Annotated in this window: 26 protein-coding genes; 17 read left to right on the top strand and 9 right to left on the bottom strand. The window is 60.9% G+C overall.

Translation table 11 applies throughout. From position 1 onward, the window contains the following. Window positions 1–21: 21 nt before the first annotated feature. Window positions 22–948 (bottom strand): hypothetical protein, encoded by a 927-nt coding sequence (locus AK829_RS12665; protein WP_052205234.1) that lies wholly within the window; start codon window positions 946–948, stop codon window positions 22–24. A gap of 160 nt (window positions 949–1,108) precedes the next feature. Between AK829_RS12665 and AK829_RS07100 the strand changes: the two genes are divergently transcribed. The 8 genes from AK829_RS07100 to secA all read left to right on the top strand — a co-directional run bounded on the left by AK829_RS07100 (window position 1,109) and on the right by secA (window position 10,745). Further along, window positions 1,109–1,471, top strand: coding sequence for a hypothetical protein (locus tag AK829_RS07100; protein WP_052205233.1), 363 nt, complete (start codon window positions 1,109–1,111; stop codon window positions 1,469–1,471). A 25-nt stretch (window positions 1,472–1,496) separates the two neighbouring features. Next, entirely contained in the window at window positions 1,497–2,102 is a 606-nt protein-coding gene (locus AK829_RS07095) for a dTMP kinase (protein WP_052205232.1), read from the top strand. A gap of 9 nt (window positions 2,103–2,111) precedes the next feature. Then, window positions 2,112–2,798 (top strand): MtrAB system response regulator MtrA, encoded by a 687-nt coding sequence (mtrA, locus tag AK829_RS07090; protein WP_052205231.1) that lies wholly within the window; start codon window positions 2,112–2,114, stop codon window positions 2,796–2,798. A gap of 34 nt (window positions 2,799–2,832) precedes the next feature. Further along, window positions 2,833–4,404 carry an MtrAB system histidine kinase MtrB gene (gene mtrB / locus AK829_RS07085; protein WP_232305811.1) on the top strand — a complete coding sequence of 524 codons (1,572 nt, stop codon included), beginning with the start codon at window positions 2,833–2,835 and terminating at the stop codon, window positions 4,402–4,404. Then, window positions 4,397–6,127, top strand: coding sequence for an MtrAB system accessory lipoprotein LpqB (gene lpqB / locus AK829_RS07080; RefSeq protein WP_232305682.1), 1,731 nt, complete (start codon window positions 4,397–4,399; stop codon window positions 6,125–6,127). Before mtrB ends, lpqB begins: the two co-directional genes overlap by 8 nt. Continuing rightward, window positions 6,128–6,766: a ComF family protein gene (locus AK829_RS07075; RefSeq protein WP_052205229.1), complete on the top strand. Its 639-nt coding sequence runs from the start codon at window positions 6,128–6,130 to the stop codon at window positions 6,764–6,766. It begins immediately after the preceding gene. A gap of 78 nt (window positions 6,767–6,844) precedes the next feature. Beyond that, window positions 6,845–7,534 (top strand): ribosome hibernation-promoting factor, HPF/YfiA family, encoded by a 690-nt coding sequence (gene hpf, locus AK829_RS07070; RefSeq protein WP_052205228.1) that lies wholly within the window; start codon window positions 6,845–6,847, stop codon window positions 7,532–7,534. 667 nt (window positions 7,535–8,201) lie between these two features. Continuing rightward, window positions 8,202–10,745, top strand: coding sequence for a preprotein translocase subunit SecA (gene secA / locus AK829_RS07065; RefSeq protein WP_232305681.1), 2,544 nt, complete (start codon window positions 8,202–8,204; stop codon window positions 10,743–10,745). On the opposite strand, the gene AK829_RS07060 is transcribed toward secA, so the two are convergent. Continuing rightward, on the bottom strand, window positions 10,742–11,104 hold the full coding sequence (locus tag AK829_RS07060) for a hypothetical protein (protein WP_232305680.1): 363 nt from the start codon (window positions 11,102–11,104) through the stop codon (window positions 10,742–10,744). The genes secA and AK829_RS07060 overlap by 4 nt on opposite strands. 215 nt (window positions 11,105–11,319) lie before the next feature. Here AK829_RS07060 and AK829_RS07055 point away from each other — a divergent pair, with 215 nt between their 5' ends. Then, window positions 11,320–11,733, top strand: coding sequence for an HAD family hydrolase (locus AK829_RS07055; protein ID WP_052205225.1), 414 nt, complete (start codon window positions 11,320–11,322; stop codon window positions 11,731–11,733). Window position 11,734: 1 nt separating this feature from the next. Next, window positions 11,735–12,229, top strand: a complete 495-nt coding sequence (locus AK829_RS07050) for a DUF6912 family protein (protein ID WP_052205224.1) — start codon at window positions 11,735–11,737, stop codon at window positions 12,227–12,229. On the opposite strand, the gene rsgA is transcribed toward AK829_RS07050, so the two are convergent. Further along, the gene (rsgA, locus tag AK829_RS07045) at window positions 12,203–13,225 is read right to left on the bottom strand and encodes a ribosome small subunit-dependent GTPase A (RefSeq protein ID WP_052205223.1); all 1,023 of its coding nucleotides are present in this window, start codon (window positions 13,223–13,225) and stop codon (window positions 12,203–12,205) included. The two genes, AK829_RS07050 and rsgA, sit on opposite strands and share 27 nt — an antisense overlap. Then, the gene (gene aroA / locus AK829_RS07040; RefSeq protein WP_052206430.1) at window positions 13,225–14,505 is read right to left on the bottom strand and encodes a 3-phosphoshikimate 1-carboxyvinyltransferase; all 1,281 of its coding nucleotides are present in this window, start codon (window positions 14,503–14,505) and stop codon (window positions 13,225–13,227) included. Before aroA ends, rsgA begins: the two co-directional genes overlap by 1 nt. A gap of 12 nt (window positions 14,506–14,517) precedes the next feature. On the opposite strand from aroA, the gene AK829_RS07035 reads away from it, so the two are divergent. Beyond that, the gene (locus tag AK829_RS07035; RefSeq protein WP_052205222.1) at window positions 14,518–15,177 is read left to right on the top strand and encodes an SOS response-associated peptidase; all 660 of its coding nucleotides are present in this window, start codon (window positions 14,518–14,520) and stop codon (window positions 15,175–15,177) included. Here AK829_RS07035 and AK829_RS07030 read toward each other — a convergent pair. Then, window positions 15,150–15,614 (bottom strand): aminoacyl-tRNA deacylase, encoded by a 465-nt coding sequence (locus tag AK829_RS07030; RefSeq protein ID WP_052205221.1) that lies wholly within the window; start codon window positions 15,612–15,614, stop codon window positions 15,150–15,152. The genes AK829_RS07035 and AK829_RS07030 overlap by 28 nt on opposite strands. A gap of 70 nt (window positions 15,615–15,684) precedes the next feature. Between AK829_RS07030 and AK829_RS07025 the strand changes: the two genes are divergently transcribed. Both AK829_RS07025 and AK829_RS12200 read left to right on the top strand, forming a co-directional pair. Continuing rightward, on the top strand, window positions 15,685–16,269 hold the full coding sequence (locus AK829_RS07025) for a sigma-70 family RNA polymerase sigma factor (RefSeq protein ID WP_157045320.1): 585 nt from the start codon (window positions 15,685–15,687) through the stop codon (window positions 16,267–16,269). Next, complete coding sequence (locus AK829_RS12200) at window positions 16,270–16,560, top strand: mycothiol system anti-sigma-R factor (protein WP_083278829.1); 291 nt, start codon at window positions 16,270–16,272, stop codon at window positions 16,558–16,560. Between the two features lie 198 nt (window positions 16,561–16,758). Here AK829_RS12200 and AK829_RS12915 read toward each other — a convergent pair whose 3' ends face one another. Beyond that, complete coding sequence (locus AK829_RS12915) at window positions 16,759–16,833, bottom strand: 50S ribosomal protein bL37 (protein ID WP_370513275.1); 75 nt, start codon at window positions 16,831–16,833, stop codon at window positions 16,759–16,761. 102 nt (window positions 16,834–16,935) lie between these two features. Beyond that, window positions 16,936–17,199 (bottom strand): WhiB family transcriptional regulator, encoded by a 264-nt coding sequence (locus AK829_RS07020; RefSeq protein ID WP_052205219.1) that lies wholly within the window; start codon window positions 17,197–17,199, stop codon window positions 16,936–16,938. 467 nt (window positions 17,200–17,666) lie between these two features. Between AK829_RS07020 and AK829_RS07015 the strand changes: the two genes are divergently transcribed. Then, window positions 17,667–18,104: a hypothetical protein gene (locus AK829_RS07015; RefSeq protein WP_157045319.1), complete on the top strand. Its 438-nt coding sequence runs from the start codon at window positions 17,667–17,669 to the stop codon at window positions 18,102–18,104. An 8-nt stretch (window positions 18,105–18,112) separates the two neighbouring features. On the opposite strand, the gene AK829_RS07010 is transcribed toward AK829_RS07015, so the two are convergent. Next, window positions 18,113–19,318, bottom strand: coding sequence for an Rv3212 family protein (locus tag AK829_RS07010; protein ID WP_052205217.1), 1,206 nt, complete (start codon window positions 19,316–19,318; stop codon window positions 18,113–18,115). Continuing rightward, window positions 19,315–20,685 (bottom strand): DEAD/DEAH box helicase, encoded by a 1,371-nt coding sequence (locus AK829_RS07005; protein WP_052205216.1) that lies wholly within the window; start codon window positions 20,683–20,685, stop codon window positions 19,315–19,317. Before AK829_RS07005 ends, AK829_RS07010 begins: the two co-directional genes overlap by 4 nt. 69 nt (window positions 20,686–20,754) lie before the next feature. On the opposite strand from AK829_RS07005, the gene AK829_RS07000 reads away from it, so the two are divergent. The 3 genes from AK829_RS07000 to AK829_RS06990 are packed head-to-tail and all read left to right on the top strand — an operon-like array spanning window position 20,755 to window position 22,784. Next, on the top strand, window positions 20,755–20,979 hold the full coding sequence (locus tag AK829_RS07000) for a DUF3107 domain-containing protein (RefSeq protein WP_052205215.1): 225 nt from the start codon (window positions 20,755–20,757) through the stop codon (window positions 20,977–20,979). Window positions 20,980–20,990: 11 nt separating this feature from the next. Next, window positions 20,991–22,064, top strand: coding sequence for a DUF3152 domain-containing protein (locus tag AK829_RS06995; RefSeq protein WP_232305679.1), 1,074 nt, complete (start codon window positions 20,991–20,993; stop codon window positions 22,062–22,064). 9 nt (window positions 22,065–22,073) lie between these two features. Then, window positions 22,074–22,784: a hypothetical protein gene (locus AK829_RS06990; protein WP_052205214.1), complete on the top strand. Its 711-nt coding sequence runs from the start codon at window positions 22,074–22,076 to the stop codon at window positions 22,782–22,784. The last annotated feature ends 17 nt before the right edge of the window (window positions 22,785–22,801 follow it).

Here is a 22,801-nt window from a genome sequence, read left to right as displayed (position 1 = left end):
GCCGGCCTAGTTCTCGCCGGCCTAGTTCTCGCTGTCCGCCGCAGCGCTGGTTGTCTCTGCGTTGGTCTGGCTGGTTTCGCTGGTTTCGCTGGTAGTCGTCTCAGTGCCGGTGTGAGGCGTGATGATCTCCGGGGCTTTGGTCGCCTCCGGGGTCGTCGACGTAGTTGACTCAGCAGGCGTTTCGGTGATGCCTGGGGTTTCCGTCGGAACCGTTGGCCCCGTTGGCCCCGTTGGCCCCGTTGGCTCAGTGGGATCTGTCGGCTCGGTCGGATCAGCTGGCTCGGTCGGCTCAGTTGGTGCAGACGGGTCAGTCGGCTCAGCAGGGGCAGTGGGCTCGCCGGTGTTCGGCGGCACAGCGCCATTGGGCGCCGAAGGCTCGGTAGCGTCCGGCTTTGGCGGGGGCGCTGGTTCGTGCGGCTCGCTCTGCGGCGTCGGCTCCGCGGGTGGTGCAGGCTCAGCTGGTGCTGGCGGCGCGGCCAGGTACGTCTCCGAAGGGAGATCGTTGTGCTCCGCTGGCGGGGCCACGTTCACGTTGGTGGGGCGGTAGTGCGCGGTGGGCACCCCGGATGCGCGAGTGCCAATCACGGCGTGCGGGGGCGCCAGCGGGTCATCTTCCATCCGGTACCCGCGAGGAGCTGGGGCTGCCTGGACAAAGTGGCCTTCGGTTCCGCCCCAGTTGGCTGATCCTGGCACCTGTCCCGCTTGAGCGTTCCCACGGTTCTTCGGGCGCTGGAACGGGGTGATACGCGGTGGTGTGGCCACCGAAGACGTCGTGCTGCCGCCCAAAAGCGTCCCGGCGGTCTGCGGCGAAGCAGTCTTGTCGCCGGTGTAGCCTGCCGTTACTGGGCGTCCCGGGGTAGAGGCGCTCCAAACCGCAAGACCAACTATGAGGGCTGCGGCTAGCCCAGCGGCCATGAACACACCCACGCTGCGTTGGTTCCGGTTCATGGGGACTCCCTGGGGTTACGAATTGATAACGGCGACTGTGTGACCTGTTTATAACATAATCAGTGGACAACATGCACTACCGTGGCGAGAAGAACGCAGCAAGAACGCAGCACTGTGGCGTAGAGGCGGCATACAGGCGGCAAACAGAAAGGACATGCAGATGAGCACCTGGGATCGCGAGATTTTTTCCGATGAGACGAACGCGGAATTTCTCGATGAACTTGTAGAACTCGAGCCGGAAGAAATTCTTGAGGCTGTCTCGGACGCCGTTTTGCTGGCGAATGGCGCTGGGGCTTCGGACGAAGAGATTGCCAATGGTCGCGCAGCTGCAACCATTGCTGCCATTTGGTCGGGCGCACCGTTTTCCGCGGGCGATATCGCGGAGTCGTACCCGTTTATCCGTTCCAACCCGGGTGAGATCAGTGAGCAGATCGCTGAAGCCGCCGCGGCACTGCTTGAGGCAGCAGCTGAAGATGGTGACACTGAGGCGGACGTGGACCAGTTCGTCGAAGCACTGTCATAAGAGGGAAACACGTAACTGATACTCAATGATCATCGCAGTTGAAGGTATTGACGGCGCGGGCAAGAACACCTTGGTCAGCGCCGTGTTGAAGGAAGTTGACGCTGCAACGCTGGCGTTTCCGCGCTATGAAGATTCCGCTGCAGCCCAGCTGGCGCAGGCAGCCCTGCACGGCAAGATGGGGGACATGACGGACTCCGCCTACGCCATGGCTGCCATGTTTGCCTTAGACAGGCATGGTGCGATGGATGTGCTGCAAGAGTATGCAGGCAACCCGGACAAGGTACTGCTTTTAGATAGGTATGCGGCGTCCAACGCGGCGTACACCTGGGCGCGTACCGGTGATGAGACCGCGCTTGGCTGGGTTGAGGCGCTGGAGTTTGAGCGCCTTGGCTTGCCGCGCCCGGACTTGCAGGTGCTAGTGCCCACGGAGCCGGAGCTTGCTGGTCAGCGCGCCCAGAAGCGGGAGGCGGAAGATGACTCCCGCACGCGTGATCGTTATGAGCGTGACCGGTTGCTGCAGGTGGCCACCTATACGGCGTATACCGAGATGGCGAAGCGTGAGTGGGCAAGCCCCTGGCTGGTTACCAGTGACGCGAACAGTATTATTGAGGCCTGTCGTCCAAGCAGTTAAGGAGCCACCATGCCGCCAAAGATCCTGGTTGTAGATGATGATCCCGCGATCAATGAAATGCTCACTATCGTGTTGGAAGCGGAGGGCTTTGCCACTGAATCAGTAACCGATGGTGCTGCAGCGGTGCCCACGTTCCGCTCCACTAACCCGGACCTGATTCTGCTGGATCTGATGTTGCCGGGGGTTAATGGCATTGATATTTGCCGTGAGATCCGCAAGGAATCCGCGGTGCCGATTGTCATGCTGACCGCGAAGACGGACACGGTTGATGTGGTGTTGGGCTTGGAGTCCGGGGCGGATGATTACATTACGAAGCCGTTTAAGCCGAAAGAGCTGGTCGCCCGTATCCGGGCGCGTCTGCGTCGCACGGATGATGAGCCGAGTGAGACCTTGAGCATTGGGGATCTGACTATTGATGTGCCGCAGCACATGGTCACCCGTGGTGGCGAGGAGATTAACCTCACGCCGCTGGAGTTTGACCTGCTGTTGGAGATGGCGCGTCGTCCGAACCAGGTGCATACGCGTGAAGAGCTGTTGGAAAACGTGTGGGGCTACCACAATGCGTCTGATACGCGTTTGGTGAATGTGCACGTGCAGCGTCTGCGTTCCAAGATTGAGCATGATCCGGAGAACCCGGAGATCATTTTGACGGTGCGTGGCGTGGGCTACAAGACGGGTAAGACTGAGGGTGCCTAAAGCACTAGGGCCGTTACCAGGGCCGTTGCGCCGGATAGGGGAGAACGTTGCCGATTCGTGGCGCACTTCCCTGCAAGTGCGCTTTGTGGGCACCGTGCTTTTAGTGTCCACCGTGGTGATGCTGGTGTTGGGGTTCACCTTGGCCACGGTGATGACCCAGCGCATTGCGCAGTCAAAGATTGATGCTGCGGATGTGGAGATTGACCGCGCTCGCGTGCTGGTGGAGGAGCAACTGGAAACAACCGGTGCGAATGCGTCGTTGCAGTCGCGGTTGAATACGGCGCGTGCCAGTTTGACGCAGCGTACGCAGCAAAGCACGGATGTAGCCAACGTGTATGAGCCGGTGCTGCTTGTAGAGTCCTCGCTGGGAGTGGTGACGTCTTCGCCGGAGAACTACCGGGTGCCCGATCAGCTGGTGGAGTACGTCAAGCAGGGCAATGTAGCGTACCAGTTCGCGGTGGTTGAGCGGCCCGATTCAAGCCAGTACAACGCGCTGATCATTGGCACGCCAACGGATGCGGATGTGCCTAACTTGCAGCTGTATTTGGTTACCAACATTGATAATGAAACGTCCACGCTTGCCTTGATGCGTGGTTTGCTCGCCTCTGCCGCGCTGATTGTCATTGTGTTGTTGGTGGGTATTGCGTGGTTGGCTTCCCAGCAGATTGTCGCGCCGGTGCGTTCGGCGTCAAGGACGGCGGAGCGGTTCGCAGCAGGCCATTTGCGTGAGCGTATGCCGATTGAGGGGGAGGACGAGATGGCGGTGTTGGCCTTGTCCTTCAACAACATGGCGGACAAGCTTTCCCGGCAGATTAATCAGCTGGAGGAGTACGGTGACCTGCAGCGTCAGTTCACCTCCGACGTGTCGCATGAGCTGCGCACGCCGTTGACTACGGTGCGTATGGCTGCGGACATGATTGCTTCTGATCAGGATGCGTTGGAGCCGGCGCAGCGTCGTGCCAGTGAGTTGATGATCCGTGAGTTGGATCGTTTTGAGGCCTTGTTGACGGACTTGTTGGAGATTTCGCGCCATGACGCAGGCGTGGCTGATTTGGCCAGCGCGATGATGGATGTGCGTGCCCCGATTGAGTCGGCGTGGGCGCAAACGCAGCACTTGGCAGAAGAGCTGGATGTGGAGGTGAGCTTTGATCTGCCGGATGCGCCGGTGCAGATTGAGGGTGATCCGCGCCGGATTGAGCGCATTGTGCGCAACCTGATTGCTAATGCCATTGATCATTCTGAGGGCAATCCGGTGCACGTGGCGCTTGCGCAGAATGATGAGGCCGTGGCGGTGACGGTGACTGATAGGGGCGTGGGGTTGAAGCCTGGCCAGGAGGAGTTGGTGTTTAACCGCTTCTGGCGTGCGGATAAGTCCCGCAAGCGCCACTCTGGTGGTACGGGCTTAGGCCTTGCCATTGCGCGTGAGGACGCACAGTTGCACCACGGCATCCTCGACGCCGCAGGCGTTTCCGGCGTTGGCTCTCAGTTCCGTCTGGTGCTGCCGCGGCATCCGGACGAAGGTTTTCGGCACGCGCCGGTGGAGCTGAACCCGCCGGGTGCGGTGGCTGAACTGCCCGCACCTGAGGAGGTGGAGGACCATGAGTAAACGCATGAGTAAACGCCTGCACAAGCCGCTGCCAGCCCTCCTTACTGCCGCAGCCTTGGTGGTGAGCCTGACAAGCTGCGCAAGTTTGCCTTCCACGTCAAGTCCGCACGTGCTTCGCTCCTTCAACCCGCAAGCGCCTGCAGCGCCCGTGATTGCCCCGGAGGAGGGCCGCGAGCCTGACTTGCTGTTGCGTGACTTCTACGCGGCGTCTGCTATTCCTACATCGGATTATGAGGCGGCGCGTGCGTTTATGACGTCGCAGGCGTCCGCAGCGTGGGACCCCACGGAGGAGACGCTGGTGGTGGATCGCATCGGTGTGACCACCATGCCTGGTAGCACGCCGAATCGTCGGAGTTTTTCGGTCCACGGCAACGTGGTCGGTGTGCTTGGTGCTGGCGGCATGTATCGCCCGGAGCGCGGCTCCTATGAGGCGACGATTGAGCTGCAGCAGGTCAGTGGTGAGTGGCGTGTGGCGTCGCTGCCTGCGGGTGTGGTGTTGGAGCGCACCGAGCTGCGAAACCAGTACCAGCCGTTTAACCTGTACTTTTTTGATGAGCGCAGTGGCGAACTTGTCACTGATCGCCGGTGGGTGTTCTCCCGGCGCGAGACCCTGGCCAGCGCGTTGATTTCGTTGTTGATGCAGGGCCCGTCCACACGCCTTGAGCCTGCGGTGTCCACTGTTTCGCCCACGGGCGCGTCCTACCTTGGCATGGAGGACGGCGCGTACGGGTTCTCCGGTTTCGGTGGGGTGAATGATCAGGACCGGGCGCGGTTTGCGGCGGGTGTGGTGTGGACGTTGGCGTCGGCAGGCATCAATGGCCCCTTCCGCATCACCGCGGACGGTGCTCCGTTGATCAGCGGGGCCACGGACCTGACTACGGATGATTTCAGTGAACTCAGCCCGGTGGTGCAGGCTGCAGGGGAATCGCGGCTTTACTCGTTGACCGGTGGGAGCATTTCGCTTGTCGACGCCGCGTCGACCTCCCTCATCGATTCCCCCCTATCCAGCGAAGGCACTGTTCAAAGCGTAGACATCAACGCCGCTGGCAAGTGGGCGGCCGTGTTTGCTGCCTCCGGTCAGCCAGCGAAGCTGCGCGTTGGCTCCTTCGACGGCGCCGACACTGAGTTGATGGAGGCGGAGACGTTTACGCGTCCGTCGTTTGAATCGAAAGCCAATGCGGTGTGGACGGTGGCAGACGGCCAGCACATCCAACGCACGGTGCGCTCCGCGGCAACCAATGAGTTCACCACTGAGCAGATTGCCATCCAGATGCCAGAAGGCATTTCCGGCAACATCTCCGTGCTGCGGCTGTCGCGCTCCGGCGCGCGCGTCGCCTTAGTAGTAGACGGCAGGCTGTTTACCGGCATTGTGGACAGGCGATCACCAGGCGAGCGCGCCATTGTCAACGTCATGGAGTACGCCACCGAACTCGGCGGGTCAGTGGTTGCTGCGGACTGGCAGCCAGACGGCTCACTGATCGTGGGCACCTCAAGCTCCATCTCGCCGGTGCTGCGCGTGGAACAGGACGGATCCTCCGCCACCACACTGAGCGTGGGCAACATCTCCGCGCCCGTGGTTGCCGTGGCGGCCTCGCCCAACATGCTCTACGTCACCGACGCAAACGCCATCCTGCAACTGCCCAACGCAGGCGAGGACAACCCGCTGTGGCGCGAAGTCCCGGGCCTGCAGGGCGTGCGCGCCATCCCGATCGTGGCACGTTAAATGACACTGTTCACTGAGCTTGCAGAGCTTGTCTTGCCGCGACACTGCGCAGGCTGTGGCGCGCCGGGCCATCTGCTGTGCCCCACGTGCAAGCGTGATCTGGCCGCACCACCTCAGCGTGTGTTTCCGCCAACCTCGCCGCACGTGCCGGTGTTTGCACTGGGGCCGTATGACGGGGCGCACCGCCGCGTCATCATTGCCATGAAGGAGCGCAACAACCTCGCAGTGCGCACGTACGTCGGAGCCGTTGTGGAATCCGCATTGGACTTCCTGGAGGCACGCGGCGAGATCCCGTACGGCTGTGCGCTTGTCCCCGCACCTACGCGTGCGTCCTCAGCGCGTGCCCGCGGTGGGGATCCGGTCAAGGCGTGCTGCGTGGCAACTTCGCGCAACGTTGCGCCCGTGTTGCACCTTGATTCGCATGCGGCCGACCAGTCTGAACTTGACGCCACAGCGCGCCGCGCGAACCTTGCCAAAGCGGTCCGACTCACCGCGCTACCCCCGTTTCTTGGCCCCGCTACACCGTGCATTGTGGTTGATGATGTGGTGACTACGGGGGCGACGTTGCAGGCGAGCGTCGAAAAGCTACTGGCCCATGGCGTCAATGTTGCTGCCTGCCTGACCATCTGTGAGGCATAGCAACGGCTGAGAGACGAATGCCACTTGTATGATGGGAAGTGACCCCGTTCCTACAACCTTTTGAGGAGGAAAGCAGACATGACTGCTGCTGAACACGACAACAATGCCGGCCTGAGCCCCGCCGCCCAGGTGACCATCACCGGCCGAAACGTCGAGGTTCCCGAGCACTTTCAGGAACGTGTGAACTCCAAGCTGGCAAAGATTGAGAAGCTTGACCCAACGCTGACCTTCTTTAACGTGGAGCTCAAGCACGAGCGCAACCCGCGCCGTGAGGCTCACGCAGAGAGCATCCAGATCACCGCAACCGGCAAGGGCCACCTCGCCCGCGCTGAGGCCAAGGAAGACAGCTTCTACGCTGCGCTGGAGGCTGCAGTGGACAAGCTGGAGCGTTCCCTGCGCAAGGTGAAGGTCCGCCGCGAGATTTCCCGCTCCGGCCACCGCGCACCGAAGTCCACCGGCCAGGTTGCAGCTGAGCTGGCAACTGAGGCAGCTGAGGCTCGTGAAGCAGCGCCGGGTAAGTACGACGTTGACCCGTACGAGGGCCAGTTCGACGACTTTGAGCCGGGCCAGGTTGTTCGCAGCAAGCTGCACCCGAACACCCCGATGAGCGTGGATGACGCGCTCAGCGAGATGGAGCTCGTTGGCCACGACTTCTACCTCTTCATCGATGAGGAGACCCAGCGCCCGTCTGTGGTCTACCGCCGCCACGCGTTCGACTACGGTCTGATCGCGCTTGCGCCGGAAGGCGAAGTTGAGGCCGCTGAGTAAGTAGCGCTTCGGCTGTTATTGGCCCGCACCCTGTACTGCACGGGGTGCGGGCATTTTGCTGTTGTTGCGGCCTGCGTTTTTGTGTGCATTTTGTTGCAGCGCACGCCTGCAGCGCCTCTGCTGCTGTGCGCTGCTAGACGACATTGCGGTGCGCTGCTAGACGACATTGCAAAATTTGTGAAATGTCTGCACACGTGACCTGGGGTTTTGGGGGCGGTTTTTCAAAGTCGTCTAGCAGTGGGGCGGTGCCACTCCCCGTTTCGCCCTGCGGACCCCTCCCGGTCGGGCCCGCTAACACGGGCCCACTAGCACACAACGTAGAAACCGCGATGAGTAAACACAACTGACCTGGGGAAACGCATGTTCAAAATCTTTGTCTGCTAGTGGCACAGGCTCCGCGGACCGCGACCACACTGCAACCACGCCACAGCCGCACCTCGCCGCACTCCGGCGCACTCGAAACCTGGCAATCACCTGGCAATTGCGGCAACTATCCCCGGTTTGGCAACATGCTGCCGCAATTCCAAAAAGCTCTACCCGCACCCAAGCCAGCCACCCAACCCACCCAAGCCAGCCACCCTGCCAGCCACATAGTGATCTCAACGCCGGTGTGGGTACAATGTTCTGTTGGTATACCCCCAAAACCTACAAAAGGATTCGTCGTAACGTGTTTGGTGGACTTTCAAAACTGCTCCGCGCCGGTGAAGGGCGCACCGTTAAGCGTCTTTCAAAGATCGCTGACCAGGTTATGGAGCTGGATGAGCAGTATTCGGCCCTTACGGATGAGGAGCTGAAGGCCAAGACTGACGAGTTTAAGCAGCAGCTGGCAGACGGGGCGTCGTTGGACGACATCCTGCTGGATGCGTTTGCGACGGCGCGTGAGGCGTCGTGGCGCGTGCTGGGCCAGAAGCACTACAAGGTGCAGATCATGGGCGGCGCTGCGCTGCACTTCGGCTCGGTGGCCGAGATGAAGACCGGTGAGGGTAAGACGCTGACGTCCGTGCTGCCGGCGTACCTCAACGGTCTTGAGGGCAAGGGCGTGCACATTGTCACGGTGAATGACTACCTGGCTAAGCGTGACGCGGAGATGATGGGCCGCGTGCACCACTTCCTGGGCTTGAGCGTTGGCGTGATTTTGTCTGAGCTGCGCCCGCCGGAGCGTAAGGCTGCGTATGACGCGGATATTACGTACGGCACCAACAATGAGCTTGGCTTTGACTACCTGCGTGACAACATGACGCGCTCTGTGTCTGAGATGGTGCAGCGTGGCCACAATTACGCGATTGTGGATGAGGTTGACTCCATCCTGATCGATGAGGCGCGTACCCCGCTGATCATTTCCGGCCCGGCGGATGGTTCAAGCCAGTTCTACACCGTGTTTGCGCAGCTTGCCCCACGTATGCGCGAGGGTATCCACTATGAGGTGGATCAGCGTAAGCGCACGATTGGCGTGTCTGAAGAGGGCGTTGAGTTCGTTGAGGACCAGCTGGGCATTGACAACCTGTATGCCCCAGAGCATTCGCAGCTGGTGAGCTACCTGAATAACGCGCTGAAGGCGAAGGAGCTGTTTGAGCGCGACAAGGATTACATCATCCGTCAGGGTGAGGTCATGATCGTGGACTCCTTTACGGGCCGTGTGCTTGCGGGTCGTCGTTACAACGAGGGCATGCACCAGGCGATCGAGGCGAAGGAAAACGTCGAGATCAAAAATGAGAACCAGACGTTGGCCACGGTCACGCTGCAGAACTACTTCCGTTTGTACAACAAGCTTGCTGGCATGACGGGTACTGCAGAGACTGAGGCTGCGGAGCTGCACCAGATTTACAAGATTGATGTGGTGCCCATTCCGCCGAACAAGCCAAACCAGCGTGTGGACCGTGATGACCTGATCTACAAGACACAGGAGGCGAAGTTCGCCGCCGTGGCTGAGGATATTGCGGAGCATGTGGAGAAGGGCCAGCCGGTCCTGGTTGGTACCACGTCCGTGGAGCGTTCTGAGTACCTGTCGCAGTTGCTGACGCGTAAGGGCATTAAGCACAACGTGCTCAACGCGAAGCACCATGAGGAAGAGGGCCGCATTATTGCGGAGGCTGGTCTTCCGGGCAAGGTGACTGTGTCTACCAACATGGCTGGTCGTGGTACGGATATCGTGCTTGGCGGCAACCCGGAAATTCTGCTGGATGCGAAGCTGCAGGCGCAGGGTCTTGATCCGTTTGAGGATGAGGAGCGCTACCAAGAGGCGTGGAACGCGCAGTTGCCGGCGGCGAAGGAGCGTTCGAAGCAGCTTGGTGATGAGGTGCGTGAGGCCGGCGGCCTGTACGTGATTGGTACGGAGCGCCATGAGTCGCGTCGTATTGATAACCAGCTGCGTGGCCGTTCTGGCCGTCAGGGGGATCCGGGTGAGACGCGTTTCTACTTGTCCATGCGTGATGAGCTGATGGTTCGCTTCATGGGCAACACCATGGAGAACATGATGAACCGTCTCAATGTGCCGGATGATGTGCCGATTGAGGCGAAGATGGTTTCTAACGCCATTAAGAGTGCGCAGTCTCGTGTGGAGAATCAGAACTTTGAGATGCGTAAGAACGTCTTGAAGTATGACGAGGTGCTCAATGAGCAGCGCAAGGTTGTTTACCGTGAGCGTCAGGAGATCTTGGATTCCAAGGACATCGCGGGTCAGGTTCGTCGCATGATTGAAGAGACCGTCAGCGCTTACGTTGATGGCGCTACCCATGAGGGGTATGTGGAGGACTGGGATCTGGATGAGCTGTGGCATGCTCTGGAGTCCCTGTACGGTCCGACGGTTTCGGCACAGCAGCTTATCGACGGCACCGAGTACGGCCGCGCCGGCGAAATCACTTCCCAGCAGCTGCGCCAGGCGCTTGTGGACGATGCGCTTGCGCAGTACGACAAGCTGGAGGAAAACGTCTCCGCTATTGGTGGTGAGTCCCAGATGCGCAACATTGAGCGCATGGTGATTCTGCCGATCATTGATACGAAGTGGCGTGAGCACCTCTACGAGATGGATTACCTCAAGGAGGGCATTGGCCTGCGTGCGATGGCGCAGCGTGACCCGCTGGTGGAGTACCAGAAGGAAGGCGGCGACATGTTCAACGCTATGAATGAGGCCGTCCAGGAGGAGACCGTCCGCCAGCTGTTTATGATGCGCAAGCAGTTTGAGCAGCCGGAAGAGGCCCCGGTAGAGGCTTAGAGCACTTTGAAGGACACCAGCCGCCCGTCTTGAATGCGGGCGGCATACGCATACCTGCGCTCGCCGACGGAGACGCTGCCGAAGAATTCGCCGTTGTCACGCGCGTGGCTGGAGATGATCTGGAACTTGTGCACGTTTGGTGCGGTGCGCCTGCGTGCGCGGATATGGCTGCGAACGCCGAGGTCAAATAGGGCGCCGGTAAGGGTTGCGGGGTCGCGATGACCGAAGGCTGCGTCAAGGGCTTGGCGCACCAGCGGTGAAATTGGGTCGGCGGGCACGGCTCGCATGCCGGAGCCGCGCAGGGCGCCGGGGGCGCGCGGGACGTCTGGAAGCGTGGCACGGGGGATGAGTACTTTCATGTGCTGGTACCCAGGCGCCGGGAAGTACATGTTGCAGGCTGCTCCTTTTGCAGTTCGTTTTTGCGGTGAAATGGTGTGAAACGTTGTGTGTACCGGATAGGTACTATTGTGCCCAGTCGCACGCGCTTTTATCTAGAGTGTCGTGTTCATTAAAGTGTGCACGCGGCGTGGAACCGCGGGGCGAGCAAAACGTGGATGTAAGAAAGAGAGTTGGAATGCAGGCGTTGATCTTGGACTACGCGGGGGTGCTTGACGGGGATGCGGAGGAGCAGCGTCGTTGGCGTGAGCTGATCGCCGCGGTGCGCGCAAAGGGCGTGCCTACTGCGATTTTGTCCAATGAGGAAGCTGGCAGCGAGATGGCTGAGAAGATCCGTGAGTGGGAGTTCCGCGGTGATGTTGATGCTGTGATTCTCTCCGGTGAGATCGGGGTGGAAAAGCCGGAGCGTGCCGCCTTCCAGGCTGCCGTGGACGCACTCGATGTGGTGATCAATGATGCGGTGATGGTGGACAATGACATTCTGATCGTCCGCGCCGCTGTTGAGTACGGCATGATCGGTCTGCTGCACACTGCGTTTGAGCGCACGGCTGTTGAGGTGCAGACTCTGTTTGGCGTAGAGGGCGAGTTCTAAGGTGCGCGTCTACATTCCGGCCACGTTTGGCATGTTGGCCTCCCTGAGTGAAAACGGCCTGATCCACGCACGCAGTGGGTGGGCGTTTGCTGCCACGAAGGAGCTGCAGGAGTTCTTCACCTCCGGGGATATGGAGGAGATTGAGGCGGTGGCGTTTGATGACGCAGCGTTGGCGTCCATACGCCTGCTCGCCATTGGGGACGAAGAGCGCTTCCCGCACCGCCGTGTGGTGATTTCCGCGGACGTGGAGGCGACCGGGCATCCTGACATGGGTGAGTCCGTGGTCAAGCTGTCCGCGCCGGTGGCGTTGGAGGACGTTGCTGCGATCCACGTGGACGTGCAGGACGCCGAGGAAGCCACGAAGAAGGCCATCGCGTGCATTGACGCCGCTGATCTTGGGGATGAGGACGCGGAGCTTGCCGTGGGCGACGCCCAGGACAATTACATGGCGTTTTATGACCCGAGTGAGCTACCGGTTCTCATCGAGCTGTTTTAGCTCCCACTCTTTGTTGGAGTAAAGCGCGGTGAGCAGGCGGCGAACTGCCTGCACGCGGCGGCCAAGCGGGGAGTCAGCCTCGACGGTGTCCCACGCGCACTCCGGGTCCGTTGGGGGACCTAGGTGGGTGCAGCCGCGGGGGCAGGCATCGGCGACGTCTGCAAGCTCGGGGAAGACGTCAATGATGGCCTCCGGCGCAATGTGGGCCAGGCCGAAGGAGCGGATGCCGGGGGTGTCAATGATCCATCCGCCTTCGGCCAACGCAAACGCCACGGATTGGGTGGAGGTGTGGCGGCCTTTGCCAACGCCGGAGACCTCGCCAGTTGCGCGGTCCGCATCCGGCACGATGCGGTTGACCAGGGTGGATTTACCCACACCGGAATGCCCAATGAGGGCAGAGACTTTGCCGGTGATGCGCGCCAAAAGCGCGTCGATGGGCTCTTCAATGCCCACCTCATACACGGCAACGTTTAAGTCTTCGATTTCCCGGATGAACTCGCTGGGATCAGCGATGTCGGACTTGGTCATGCACACAATCGGGGTCACGCCGCCGTCGAAGGCGGCGACCAGGGCGCGCTCCACAAACCCGGTGCGCGGCGGGGGATCGGCAGCCGCAACCACAATCAGCATCAGCTCCGCGTTGGCCACGATGATGCGCTCATACGGATCCGTATCGTCCGCCGTGCGGCGCAGCACCGAACTGCGCTCCTCGCGCTTGACCATGCGCGCAAGCGTGTCCTTTTGTCCGGAAGTATCGCCCACCACGCCCACGCGATCACCCACCTCAATAGAGGTGCGCTTCAGCTCACGAGCGCGCATGCAGGCCACCAGCGTGCCGCTATCTAGCTGCACGCCCCAGCGGCCGCGGTCTTTGGTCACCACCATGCCAAACTCGGCGTCGTCATGCGTGGGGCGGTCCTTGGTGCGGGGGCGCGAGCCGCGGCCGCGGCGCACGCGAACGTCAGATTCGTCGTAATCGTGGAAGCGACGTGCCATTAGGAGCGCACCATTTCGTCCCACATCACCTCAAAGCCGGGCAACGTCTTCGCGGTGGTGCCAATGTTTTCCACCTCAACGCCCTCAACAACCAGACCTAAGATGGCGCCGGCGGTGGCCATCCGGTGGTCGTCATAACTCGCCCAAGTCCCGCCGTGCAGGGTGGCAGGCCGGATGCGCAGGCCGTCTGGCAACTCCTCGCAGTCGCCGCCCAGGTTGTTGATCTCACGCGTCAGCGCCGCCAGGCGGTCCGTCTCATGGCCGCGCAGGTGCGCAATGCCGGTCAGCTCGGTCTCCGTGGTGGCAAGGGCAGCCAAAGCTGCAACAGTGGGGGTGAGCTCACCAATATCGCTCATGTCCAACCGCAGGCCGCGCAAGCCGCCGGGCTCCGGGCCCTGGACCTCAAGGGTGTAGTCCTTGCCATCCGCGTACAGCTCCACGTGGCAGCCCATGCGCTCCAAAATCATGCGGATGACATCGCCCGGCTGGGTGGTGTTCAGCGGCCAGTGCGGCACCCGCACCCGGCCACCGGTGACCGCTGCGGCAGCCAAGAACGGCGTGGCGTTCGACAAATCCGGCTCAATGGCAAAGTGCGTCGCCTTAATCGGCTGCGGATCCACACGCCAACGCTGGCCGATGGCCTCCACGTGCACGCCGGCGTCCTTCAACATGGCAAGCGTCATCTCAATATGCGGCATGGACGGCAAGATGCCCGCGGTGTTGACCACGGTCACGCCGCGATCAAACCGCGCCGCCGCCAGCAGCAGGCCAGAGACGAACTGGGAGGAACCAGACGCGTCAATGGCTACCTCGCCACCTTCTGCATGCCCCCTGCCATGCACGGTAAACGGCAAAGTCTCGCCCGCAACGGCAACGCCCAGCTGGCGAAGTGCGTCCAGGATGGTGGACATGGGGCGTTTGCGGGCGTAGGCGTCACCGTCGAAAAGCACAGGCCCCTGTGCAAACGCCGCAACCGGCGGCACGAACCGCATGACCGTGCCGGCTAGGCCGCAATCAACCTCCGCGCCGCTGAGCTCACCCGGGGTCACGCGGATGCTGTCGCCCTCATGTGCGAACTTCACCCCCATGGCGGCCAGCGCCCCCTCCATCAAATCCGTATCACGCGAGCGCAACGCACCCGTGATGGTGGATTCACCCTCTGCAAGACTTGCAAGGATGTACGCCCGGTTGGTCATGGATTTAGACCCCGGGATGGCCACAGTGTGGATGATCGGAGACGCAGCAACAGGAGCAGGCCACAGGTTAGTCATGCGGATCATCATAATGGAGGCATGTGCGGACGCTTTGTGCTTTTCACCTCCGGCCAGGACCTCATCGATGAAGTAGCGGGTTTAGACGGCATCACCATCGTCGAAGCACCCGATGGCACCCCGCCGCCGCGCTACAACATCGCCCCCACCCAACCAGTGCCGCTCGTGCGTATCGACGGCCCCACCGCCCACCTCAACCCCGCCCGCTGGGGGCTTCTGCCCTCCTGGAAGAAAGACGAAACCGGCCCGCCGCTATTCAACGCACGCGGCGAAACCATTGCCGAAAAGCCCTCCTTCCGCTCTGCGTTCAAGTCCCGCAGGGGGCTGATGGTTCTTAACGGCTACTACGAATGGCTCCAACGCGACGGTGTGAAACAACCGTTTTATGTGCGCCCGGCCGAGGGCATGCTGTACGCGGCGGCGCTGTGGGAAACCGGCCTAGACAAACTGTCTGTGACCATGGTGACCACGGACGCCACCGAAAACATGGCGTGGCTGCACCACCGGCTGCCGCTTTTTCTGCGTGAAGACGAAATCCGTACCTGGGTTTCCGGCAGTCCCGAAGAAGCCTTGGCGCTGGTCCACCCCTCGCGGGTGGCGGATCGCCTTGAGTGGAGCGAGGCGGCACAGGAAGTGGGCAACGTGCGAAACGACTACGCGGAGCTGATATCCGCGAACTGAGCTTTTGTCAGCTTGGCCAGATCCTGCGGGCTGAGCTGGGCCGACAGGCCACGCTGGCCTGCGGAGACGGTGATGGTGGGCAGGTTGGCCACGGAGGCATCTATAAGCGTGGGCAGCGTCTGCAGCGTGCCAAGCGGTGAGATACCCCCAACCACGTATCCGGTGGCGCGCTGCGCCTTGGCTGGATCCGCCATCTCCGCGCGCTTCCACCCCAGCGCCTTCGCCGCGGCCTTGAGCGACAGGTGACCCGCGACCGGCACGCAGCAGATAGCCATATCGCGATCGTGGTGGATCACCAGCGTTTTTAGCGTTGCCTTCGGGTCCAAGTTGAGCTCATGCACCGAATGCTCACCGAAGTGATCCTGGCTAGGGGAGTAGGTGAGCACCTCATGCGGGGTGTTCTTCAGCGCGGTCAACGCGCGGGTTTTCTCAGCCATGGCGTAAGCGTAACGCCGTGTGAGCACGTGTGTGGAAACGTGGTTTGCCAAGGGCCCTACAATGGCCACTATGCCCGAAACCGAGCTTGCGACTGATCTTAAGGCGCGCTTCACCGAAGAAGCGATGCCCCTGCTGGACCAGCTTTACGGCGGCGCGCTGCGCATGACGCGCAACCCCCAAGACGCCGAAGACCTAGTGCAGGAAACCTACCTGAAGGCCTACAGCGCTTTCGACAGCTTCAAACCGGGCACCAACCTCAAGGCGTGGCTGTACCGCATCATGACAAACACGTACATCAACAACTACCGGAAAATGAAGCGCCGCCCGCTGGAGACCTCTGCCGAAGACGTCACGGATTCGCAGCTGTACACCTCCTCCTCCCACGACTCCACGGGCTTGGAATCCGCCGAGGTTGAGGCGCTAAAAATGATGCCGAACTCCCGGATCTCGGACGCCTTGAATTCGTTGAATGAGGACTACCGGATGGTGGTGTACTACGCCGACGTTGAAGGTTTGGCGTACAAGGAAATCGCCGAAGTGATGGAAATCCCACTGGGAACGGTGATGAGCCGCCTTCACCGTGGAAGAAAACAGCTGCGTGAGATGTTGAAGGATGTAGCACACGAGCAAGGCATCGGACTGGAGGAGAAGTAAATGGCTACCGACAGCAACTGCACCTGCGGTGATTGCAGCGACGCACGGCTGACATCGCTTCTGTGTGAGCTTTTCGATCCTTCGACGTCTCGTGCCCGCGCCGACGAAATCCGCGCCACCATCGAGTCCTGCCCTGAGTGCTTTAGCCGCCTCGAATCCGAGCAGGCAGTACGCGGGCGGCTTCGGGAATGCTGTGGGCACGCCCAAGCACCCGAACCGCTGCGCCAGCGCATTATTACGTCTATTACCTCTGTTACGACGGTGCGCGTGACCGAGGTGCGCTACCGGTAGGAGCGGGTGGCGGGCTTAACCTGCGTGCTCCCAAACGCGTTTGCAGCTACCTACACCCGGCTACCAAGCGAAAAATCGCTAAGTAGCTGCATGTAGGTAGCTGCATTTAGTTCCCGGGGGAGATGAAACACCGCCCCGCATCCCTTGAAACCAGGGGAGCGGGGCGGTGTTGTTTTGCGTTACTACGCAGGCGTCAACTTATGCGTTGGGGCGCTTGCCGTGGTTTGCGCCCTTCTTGCGACGGTCCTTGCGCTTACGACCACGCTTGCTCATGTGGGGCCTCCTTATGTGTCAATACGGGAAATTCAGGTGTAACTGTATCGCCTTGTATAGAGGGGAAAGAAATTGACCCCGGCGAGCTTGGTCGGCTGTGTCTTAGACAGCTACGGCTGCGCGCTTGCGGGCACGAGCCTTGTTGCGACGCTTGAGCGCACGGCGCTCCTCCTCGCTCAGGCCGCCCCACACGCCAGCATCCTGGCCAGTCTCAAGTGCCCACTTCAGGCACTGAGAGGTAACCGGGCAGCGGTTGCAGACCATCTTTGCTTCGGCGATCTGGGCCAATGCCGGGCCAGAGTTGCCAACCGGGAAGAACAGTTCCGGATCCTCGTCGCGGCAGATTGCTTCGTGGCGCCAATCCATGATGAAAACTCCAATTCGTGTCGTCGTTGTACTTCATTTAGTGCGCACCACTTCAACCCCAATTGCTTGGGATGTTGCAAACGAAGTTTGATTCCAGGGATCCGGGCGGTGTTACTCGGATGATCCGAGACCCGTCTACCGGCTTAACCTGGCGTTAACCCTGTGGTGGCTGAGGGTTAAGGGCTGTGTAACCAGCCCGTTGTTTTTGCTACTTGAGAATAATGACACGATTGCCAAATTCTCGCTAGAGGTAAATGCGAAAAAGTGACAGAAGTCATATTCACTGTGCAGTTTTCGTGTAGGTCCCACCCCCAATTTTGTGAGCTAGCTCATTATCGTTACCTCTGTGACATGGGGAAATGGCGCCGTTATGGGCTGCACATAACGATGTTGCGGGTCAAATCGGTCAGCGTGTGCAACATGTTGTGTCACAGTGTTGTGCCACAGGCGGGATACACTGCATGGCTGTGAATAGACCAGTTCCTTCCTTTTTGCGTTATGGCGCGGTAGTAGCACTTGTGCAATGTGTTGCCGTGTTTGCCTACATCATCACGCTGCTGATTGATCAGTTTGATGACCACCAGACCGTCTTGGAGTCAGAGACCGCAGCCGCCAACTACGTCAACCTTGGCACTGCACTGTTTCTTGCCATTGTGTTTGGCTACATCGCGTGGATTGCTATCTCTACGCTGCGCGGCACCCCGCGCGCCATGGGCGCGCTGATGCTGGTGGAGTGCATCCTGGTGGGCGTGGCCATCTACATGTTCCGCGGGGGCGTACCGGGCATGGCCGTGGCCACCTTAGCTACCGCGGTGTTTGTCTTGGCAAGCCTGTGGCATCCAACGACTAGGCAGATGCTGGAGGAGCGGTATGCAGGGAAAACGGAGCGCAGGCAAGCAAACTAGTAAGCAAACTAGCTCGCGGCCAGCACCACGACCTCATCGCCGCGCTTTTCCACCACCGTTGCCCCGGCAGAGTTAATGAAGACGGGGCCGAAGTAATCACCGCGGTCAACGGGGATGATGTCTTCAACCGTGTTACTGTCCCAATCCACCACGGCAACCCCGCCTGAAGAGGCGTACAGCAGGCGATCACCCGCGGCGAAACCGGTGCCCAACGCGCCCTGGAACACACCAGTAGCGGTCAGCTTCGCCGGCTCCATCAACACCAGGTAATCGTCCTCAAAATAGGTCATGTGGTGGGGCAGGTCGGCGACGGGAAGCATGTGCGTGCTGCCGTCGATAGTCAAAGGGCTCTCCAACGCCGGCACCGTTGATGCGCTGAGCTGGTTGCCCTCCTTGTCATAGGCGCGGATCTCGTGCGTATCCGGGTCATACACCGCCGCCGCGTCCTGGGAAACAGCGACCAAATAGGCGTTTTCTGCAATCTCCTGGCTGGAGTAAATCTCCGGCTTACGGGAATCCTCCGGAGTAGCGTTCTGCAAACGCAAGTAGGCGCCATCAGCGCAAATCTCAGTCACCGCAAACAGCTCCGTGCGAGTCAACGCCGAGGTGATCTGGCACTGATTCGGCTGCATATCCGGCTCCTGCGGCGCCTCAACCGCGCCATACTCCACCGTGCGCACCATGTCTGAACGCCACAGCTCCGCACGCGTGGAACTGACGTAACCAACACGGTCATTCGACACAACGGACGTCACATCCGTCGGCGCGATCGCAGAACGCGTACCGGCGTACTTACCGGTCAGGGCCTCAATAGCCACCACGTCGCCGCAGCCAGCGTTGTCCTTGTAAGCGGCAACAACCTTGCCCCACGCCTGACCCAGCACGCAGAGCTCATTCGGACGGTGGTACGTCCACGCCGTCTCACCCGAAGACGTTGTTGCCGTCACCGTGCCGTTGTAATACGTAATGATCAACCCGTTGACCACAACCGGCTGCAGCTCAGGGGAGTGATCAGGCAGCCGAAACAGCTCCTCAAGCTTGGTGGGAGCGGTGGCTAAACGGCCCTCGTTTTCCAGCTCCTCCGGCGCAGACTGCAAATCAGCCGCACGGATCGGGGCCGTGAAATACGCGATGGCAAGCAGCACCACAGCAATCGCGGCAATGACCGCAGTAGCGATTAAATCTCCGCGTGTGCGGCGCAGTGGCTTTGTCACCGGCGTCGGCCTCCTCGGGAACGGGAACTAGAACGGGAACTAGAACGTGATCGGCTGCCGGAACGGGATCGTGCATGAGCGCTGCGATCCAGGCGTGCCGGACGTGCCCCGTGCACTTTACGCGGAGGCCCCACCGTGGCCGAAGCTGAGTCCGGGATATCCAGCGCCTGCGCAAGCTCCGGGGAGGTGGAAAACCACTCTGGTGGGGTGGGGTTATCCAAGTCCAGCTCGGTGTTGATCAGCTCCCACTTGTGCGCCTCATCAAAACCAACCAAGGTCACTGCGGTGCCGGAGTTACCGGCGCGGCCCGTGCGGCCAATGCGGTGGACATACGTCATCGGGTCATCCGGGGTTTGGTAGTTGATCACATGCGTGACGTCATCAACGTCAATGCCGCGAGCCGCCACGTCAGTTGCCACCAGGATGTCCACGTCGCCTGCACGAAACGCGTCCAAGGAGCGTTGGCGGGCTGATTGCCCAAGGTCACCGTGGACGGCGCCGGCGGAAAAGCCGCGCTTGGCCAGGTCTTCGGCCACCTCGGCGGCGCTGCGCTTGGTGCGGGCGAAGATGATGGTACGGCCGCGGCCGTTGGCCTGCAGGATGCGGGCGACCACCTCGGGCTTGTCCATGCGGTGGGAGAAAAACACCACTTGGTTGGTGCTGGCGTGGGTGGCAGAGGCGTCTTCCGCTTCGGCGCGGATGTGCAGCGGGTTGTTCATTTTGGAGCGTGCTAGCGCCAAGATCGGGCCTGGCATGGTGGCGGAGAACAGCATGGTCTGCAGTTTGGCGGGCACCGCCGCCCAGAGCTTCTCAATGTCGGGAAGGAAGCCCATGTCCAGCATCTCGTCGGCCTCATCGAGCACCAGGATCGCCACTTGGTCCAGGCGGAGATCCCCGCGCTGGTGCAGGTCAATCAGGCGGCCCGGGGTACCTACGATCACGTCAACGCCGCGCTGCAGCGCCTCAATCTGTTCCTCGTAGGGGCGCCCGCCGTAGATCGTGGCAATGCGCACCGGCGTGTATTTAGCGGCACGCTCCAAGTCTTCGCCTACCTGCACGGCAAGCTCACGGGTGGGAACTACAACGAGCGCGCGTGGGGTGCCGTCGAGTTCGGCCACGTCAGCGTCGTCAAAGACCCTGTCCAACAGCGGGATGCCAAAGCCGTAGGTTTTGCCCATGCCGGTGCGGGCCTGGCCGATGATGTCACGGCCATCCAGGGCAATGGGGATTGCCAGCTCCTGGATGGAGAAGGAAGAGGTGATGCCCAGCTCTGCCAGTGCGTCAATAATTTCGGCGGCCACCCCTAGTTCCGTAAAGGTGGGTGGTTGTTTGACAGGACTGTTTTGTAAAGACGCGTCTGTAGCCACGCGCCTTAGTCTAGCCCGCGCTGGTATCAGCAAGCAGGCGGTGTGTGGCGGGCCGTTACAATGGCCGCTATGGATATCAAGATTGGTCTTGCAGACATTTCCCGTGAACTGACCATCCGCCTGCCGGAAGGCGGCGAGGAAGTTGTTGCGAAGATTCAGAGCGCTATTGAGGCGGGCACGCCGACTATCACGGTGGAGGATGAGAAGGGGCGTAGCTACCTGATTCGTACTGATCGCATTGCGTACGTCGAGCGGGGCTCGGCGGCAACTCATACCGTGGGGTTCATGCGCTAAATTAACTGCATATGACCACACGGCACCAGCGAGGAACCCACGAGGGCGGCATGGATAATGATGACGCCTGGGACGATTTTGACGACTTCATTTTTGATGAACTCGACGAGTGGGAGCCCGAGCCAAAAGAGCGCGCCAAGCGTCGCGCACGCCATGAGCGTCCGGAGCGCGACCAGGCTGCTGAGGGCTGGTGGGTGCGTTTTGCCCGTGAGTACGGATGGCGTGCGTACGCCATCCCTGTGCTGTCTGTGATTACGGTGTTTGTGCTGATCAACATGGTGCAGAACCCGGATGCTGGTGTGGTCACTGCCGCGGGTACTGATGAGGTTGCGGCACAAGACGGTGATGCCACAAACGGGGAGCACGGCGCCCACGAACATGACGGCTGGGCGCAGCGAGAGCCGGCGGAGATGCCGGAGGCCGTACTAGACGTCAATCACTTGCCGCCGGGTGGGCCGTTTACGGAGTCTGGCACTGGCAACTTCTTTGTCATTGGTCAGCCGGGTGCCGCTGGCGGCGTTGGTGAGGAGCTGACGGTGCGCTATGTGGTTGAGGTTGAAGAGGGCATTGACACTGCGCTTTACGGCGGGCCGGATGCGGTGTCTGCGATGGTGGATTCCACGCTGCTTGACCCGCGTAGTTGGACGAATGACCCGCGTTTCAGGCTTGAGCACGTTGCGCCGGAGGATAACCCGACGCTGCGTATCCGCCTAGCTTCTGTGAACACCACGCGTGAGCTGTGTGGTGGTGAGCTTGGTTTGGAGACCAGCTGCCGCACCCGCATTACTGGTGAGGACACGGTGGTGATCAATGAGTCGCGTTGGGTGCGCGGCGCGGCTCCGTTTGAGGGCGATCTTGGTTCGTACCGCCAGTACGTGATCAACCATGAGGTTGGCCACGCGTTGGGCTTTGCGCGCCATGAGCAGTGCCCGGCTGATGGGGCGTTGGCGCCGATCATGATGCAGCAGACCTTGAGCCTGAACAATTCGCAGTTGCGCAGCTTTGACCCGGGTGAGGTCTACGAAGATAACAACGATACGTGCCGGTATAACCCGTGGCCGTACCCGCGCCCGGCGGTGCTCTAAGGGGGCGTGATGCGGATTCCTGAGCATGTGTTGCGCGCTTTCCAGCTTGACGACGAGGAAGGCGTAGCCACCTCTGACGTGTGGGATGGTGGCGTGCGTTTTGGCCGGGTTGTGGTTGCTCCTGCGCAGGATGCTGCCGTGTGGTCTGCCAAGGTCCGTGAGCGGGCCGAATCCAGTCTGGGCTTGCGGTTTTCGCGTGCTGTGCGGGCAACTGATGGCCGCTTTGTGGTTGGAGGTTTCGTAGCTTCGGAGTTTGTTGAGGGCCAGCCCGCCGCGCGCGTTGATGAGGTCGTGGGGGCTTCCCTGCTTATCGACGCTGCGTTGTCCACCACCCCCGCACCCACCACCGAACCTGTGGAAGGCTCTTGGCGTGAGATTGACCGCGCTGTGTGGGCGGGCGAAGAGCAGGATTTTGGCGGCGAGTACGTTGTGGCGGATCTGGACCTGCTGCGCCGCTGCTTGTTTGATGGTTACGCCCCGCCGGCGGTTGCGGCGTTGACGCCGTCGGCTGAGCTGCGTCCGCGTGGGTATACGGCGGCGATTGTGATGGTGGATGGTTTGATTGCGAATGCGGTTGATGCGCGCGTGATTGATCGTTGGGCGCACATTCCAAACCTGCGTCAGCTGCTTGCAAAGGCGTGGGAGTTTCGCCAGCTCACCACCCCGCATTCGAACATAGGTCCTGATTTTCGAAGAGTTGGGCAAATCGTGTGTCCCTAGTGTGTAACGATGGTGGC

The sequence above is a fragment of the Corynebacterium riegelii genome (assembly GCF_001263755.1).
Lineage (GTDB): Bacteria > Actinomycetota > Actinomycetes > Mycobacteriales > Mycobacteriaceae > Corynebacterium > Corynebacterium riegelii.
Note: the sequence above shows the minus strand (reverse complement) of the source record. Positions and strands in the feature narration are given on the sequence as shown.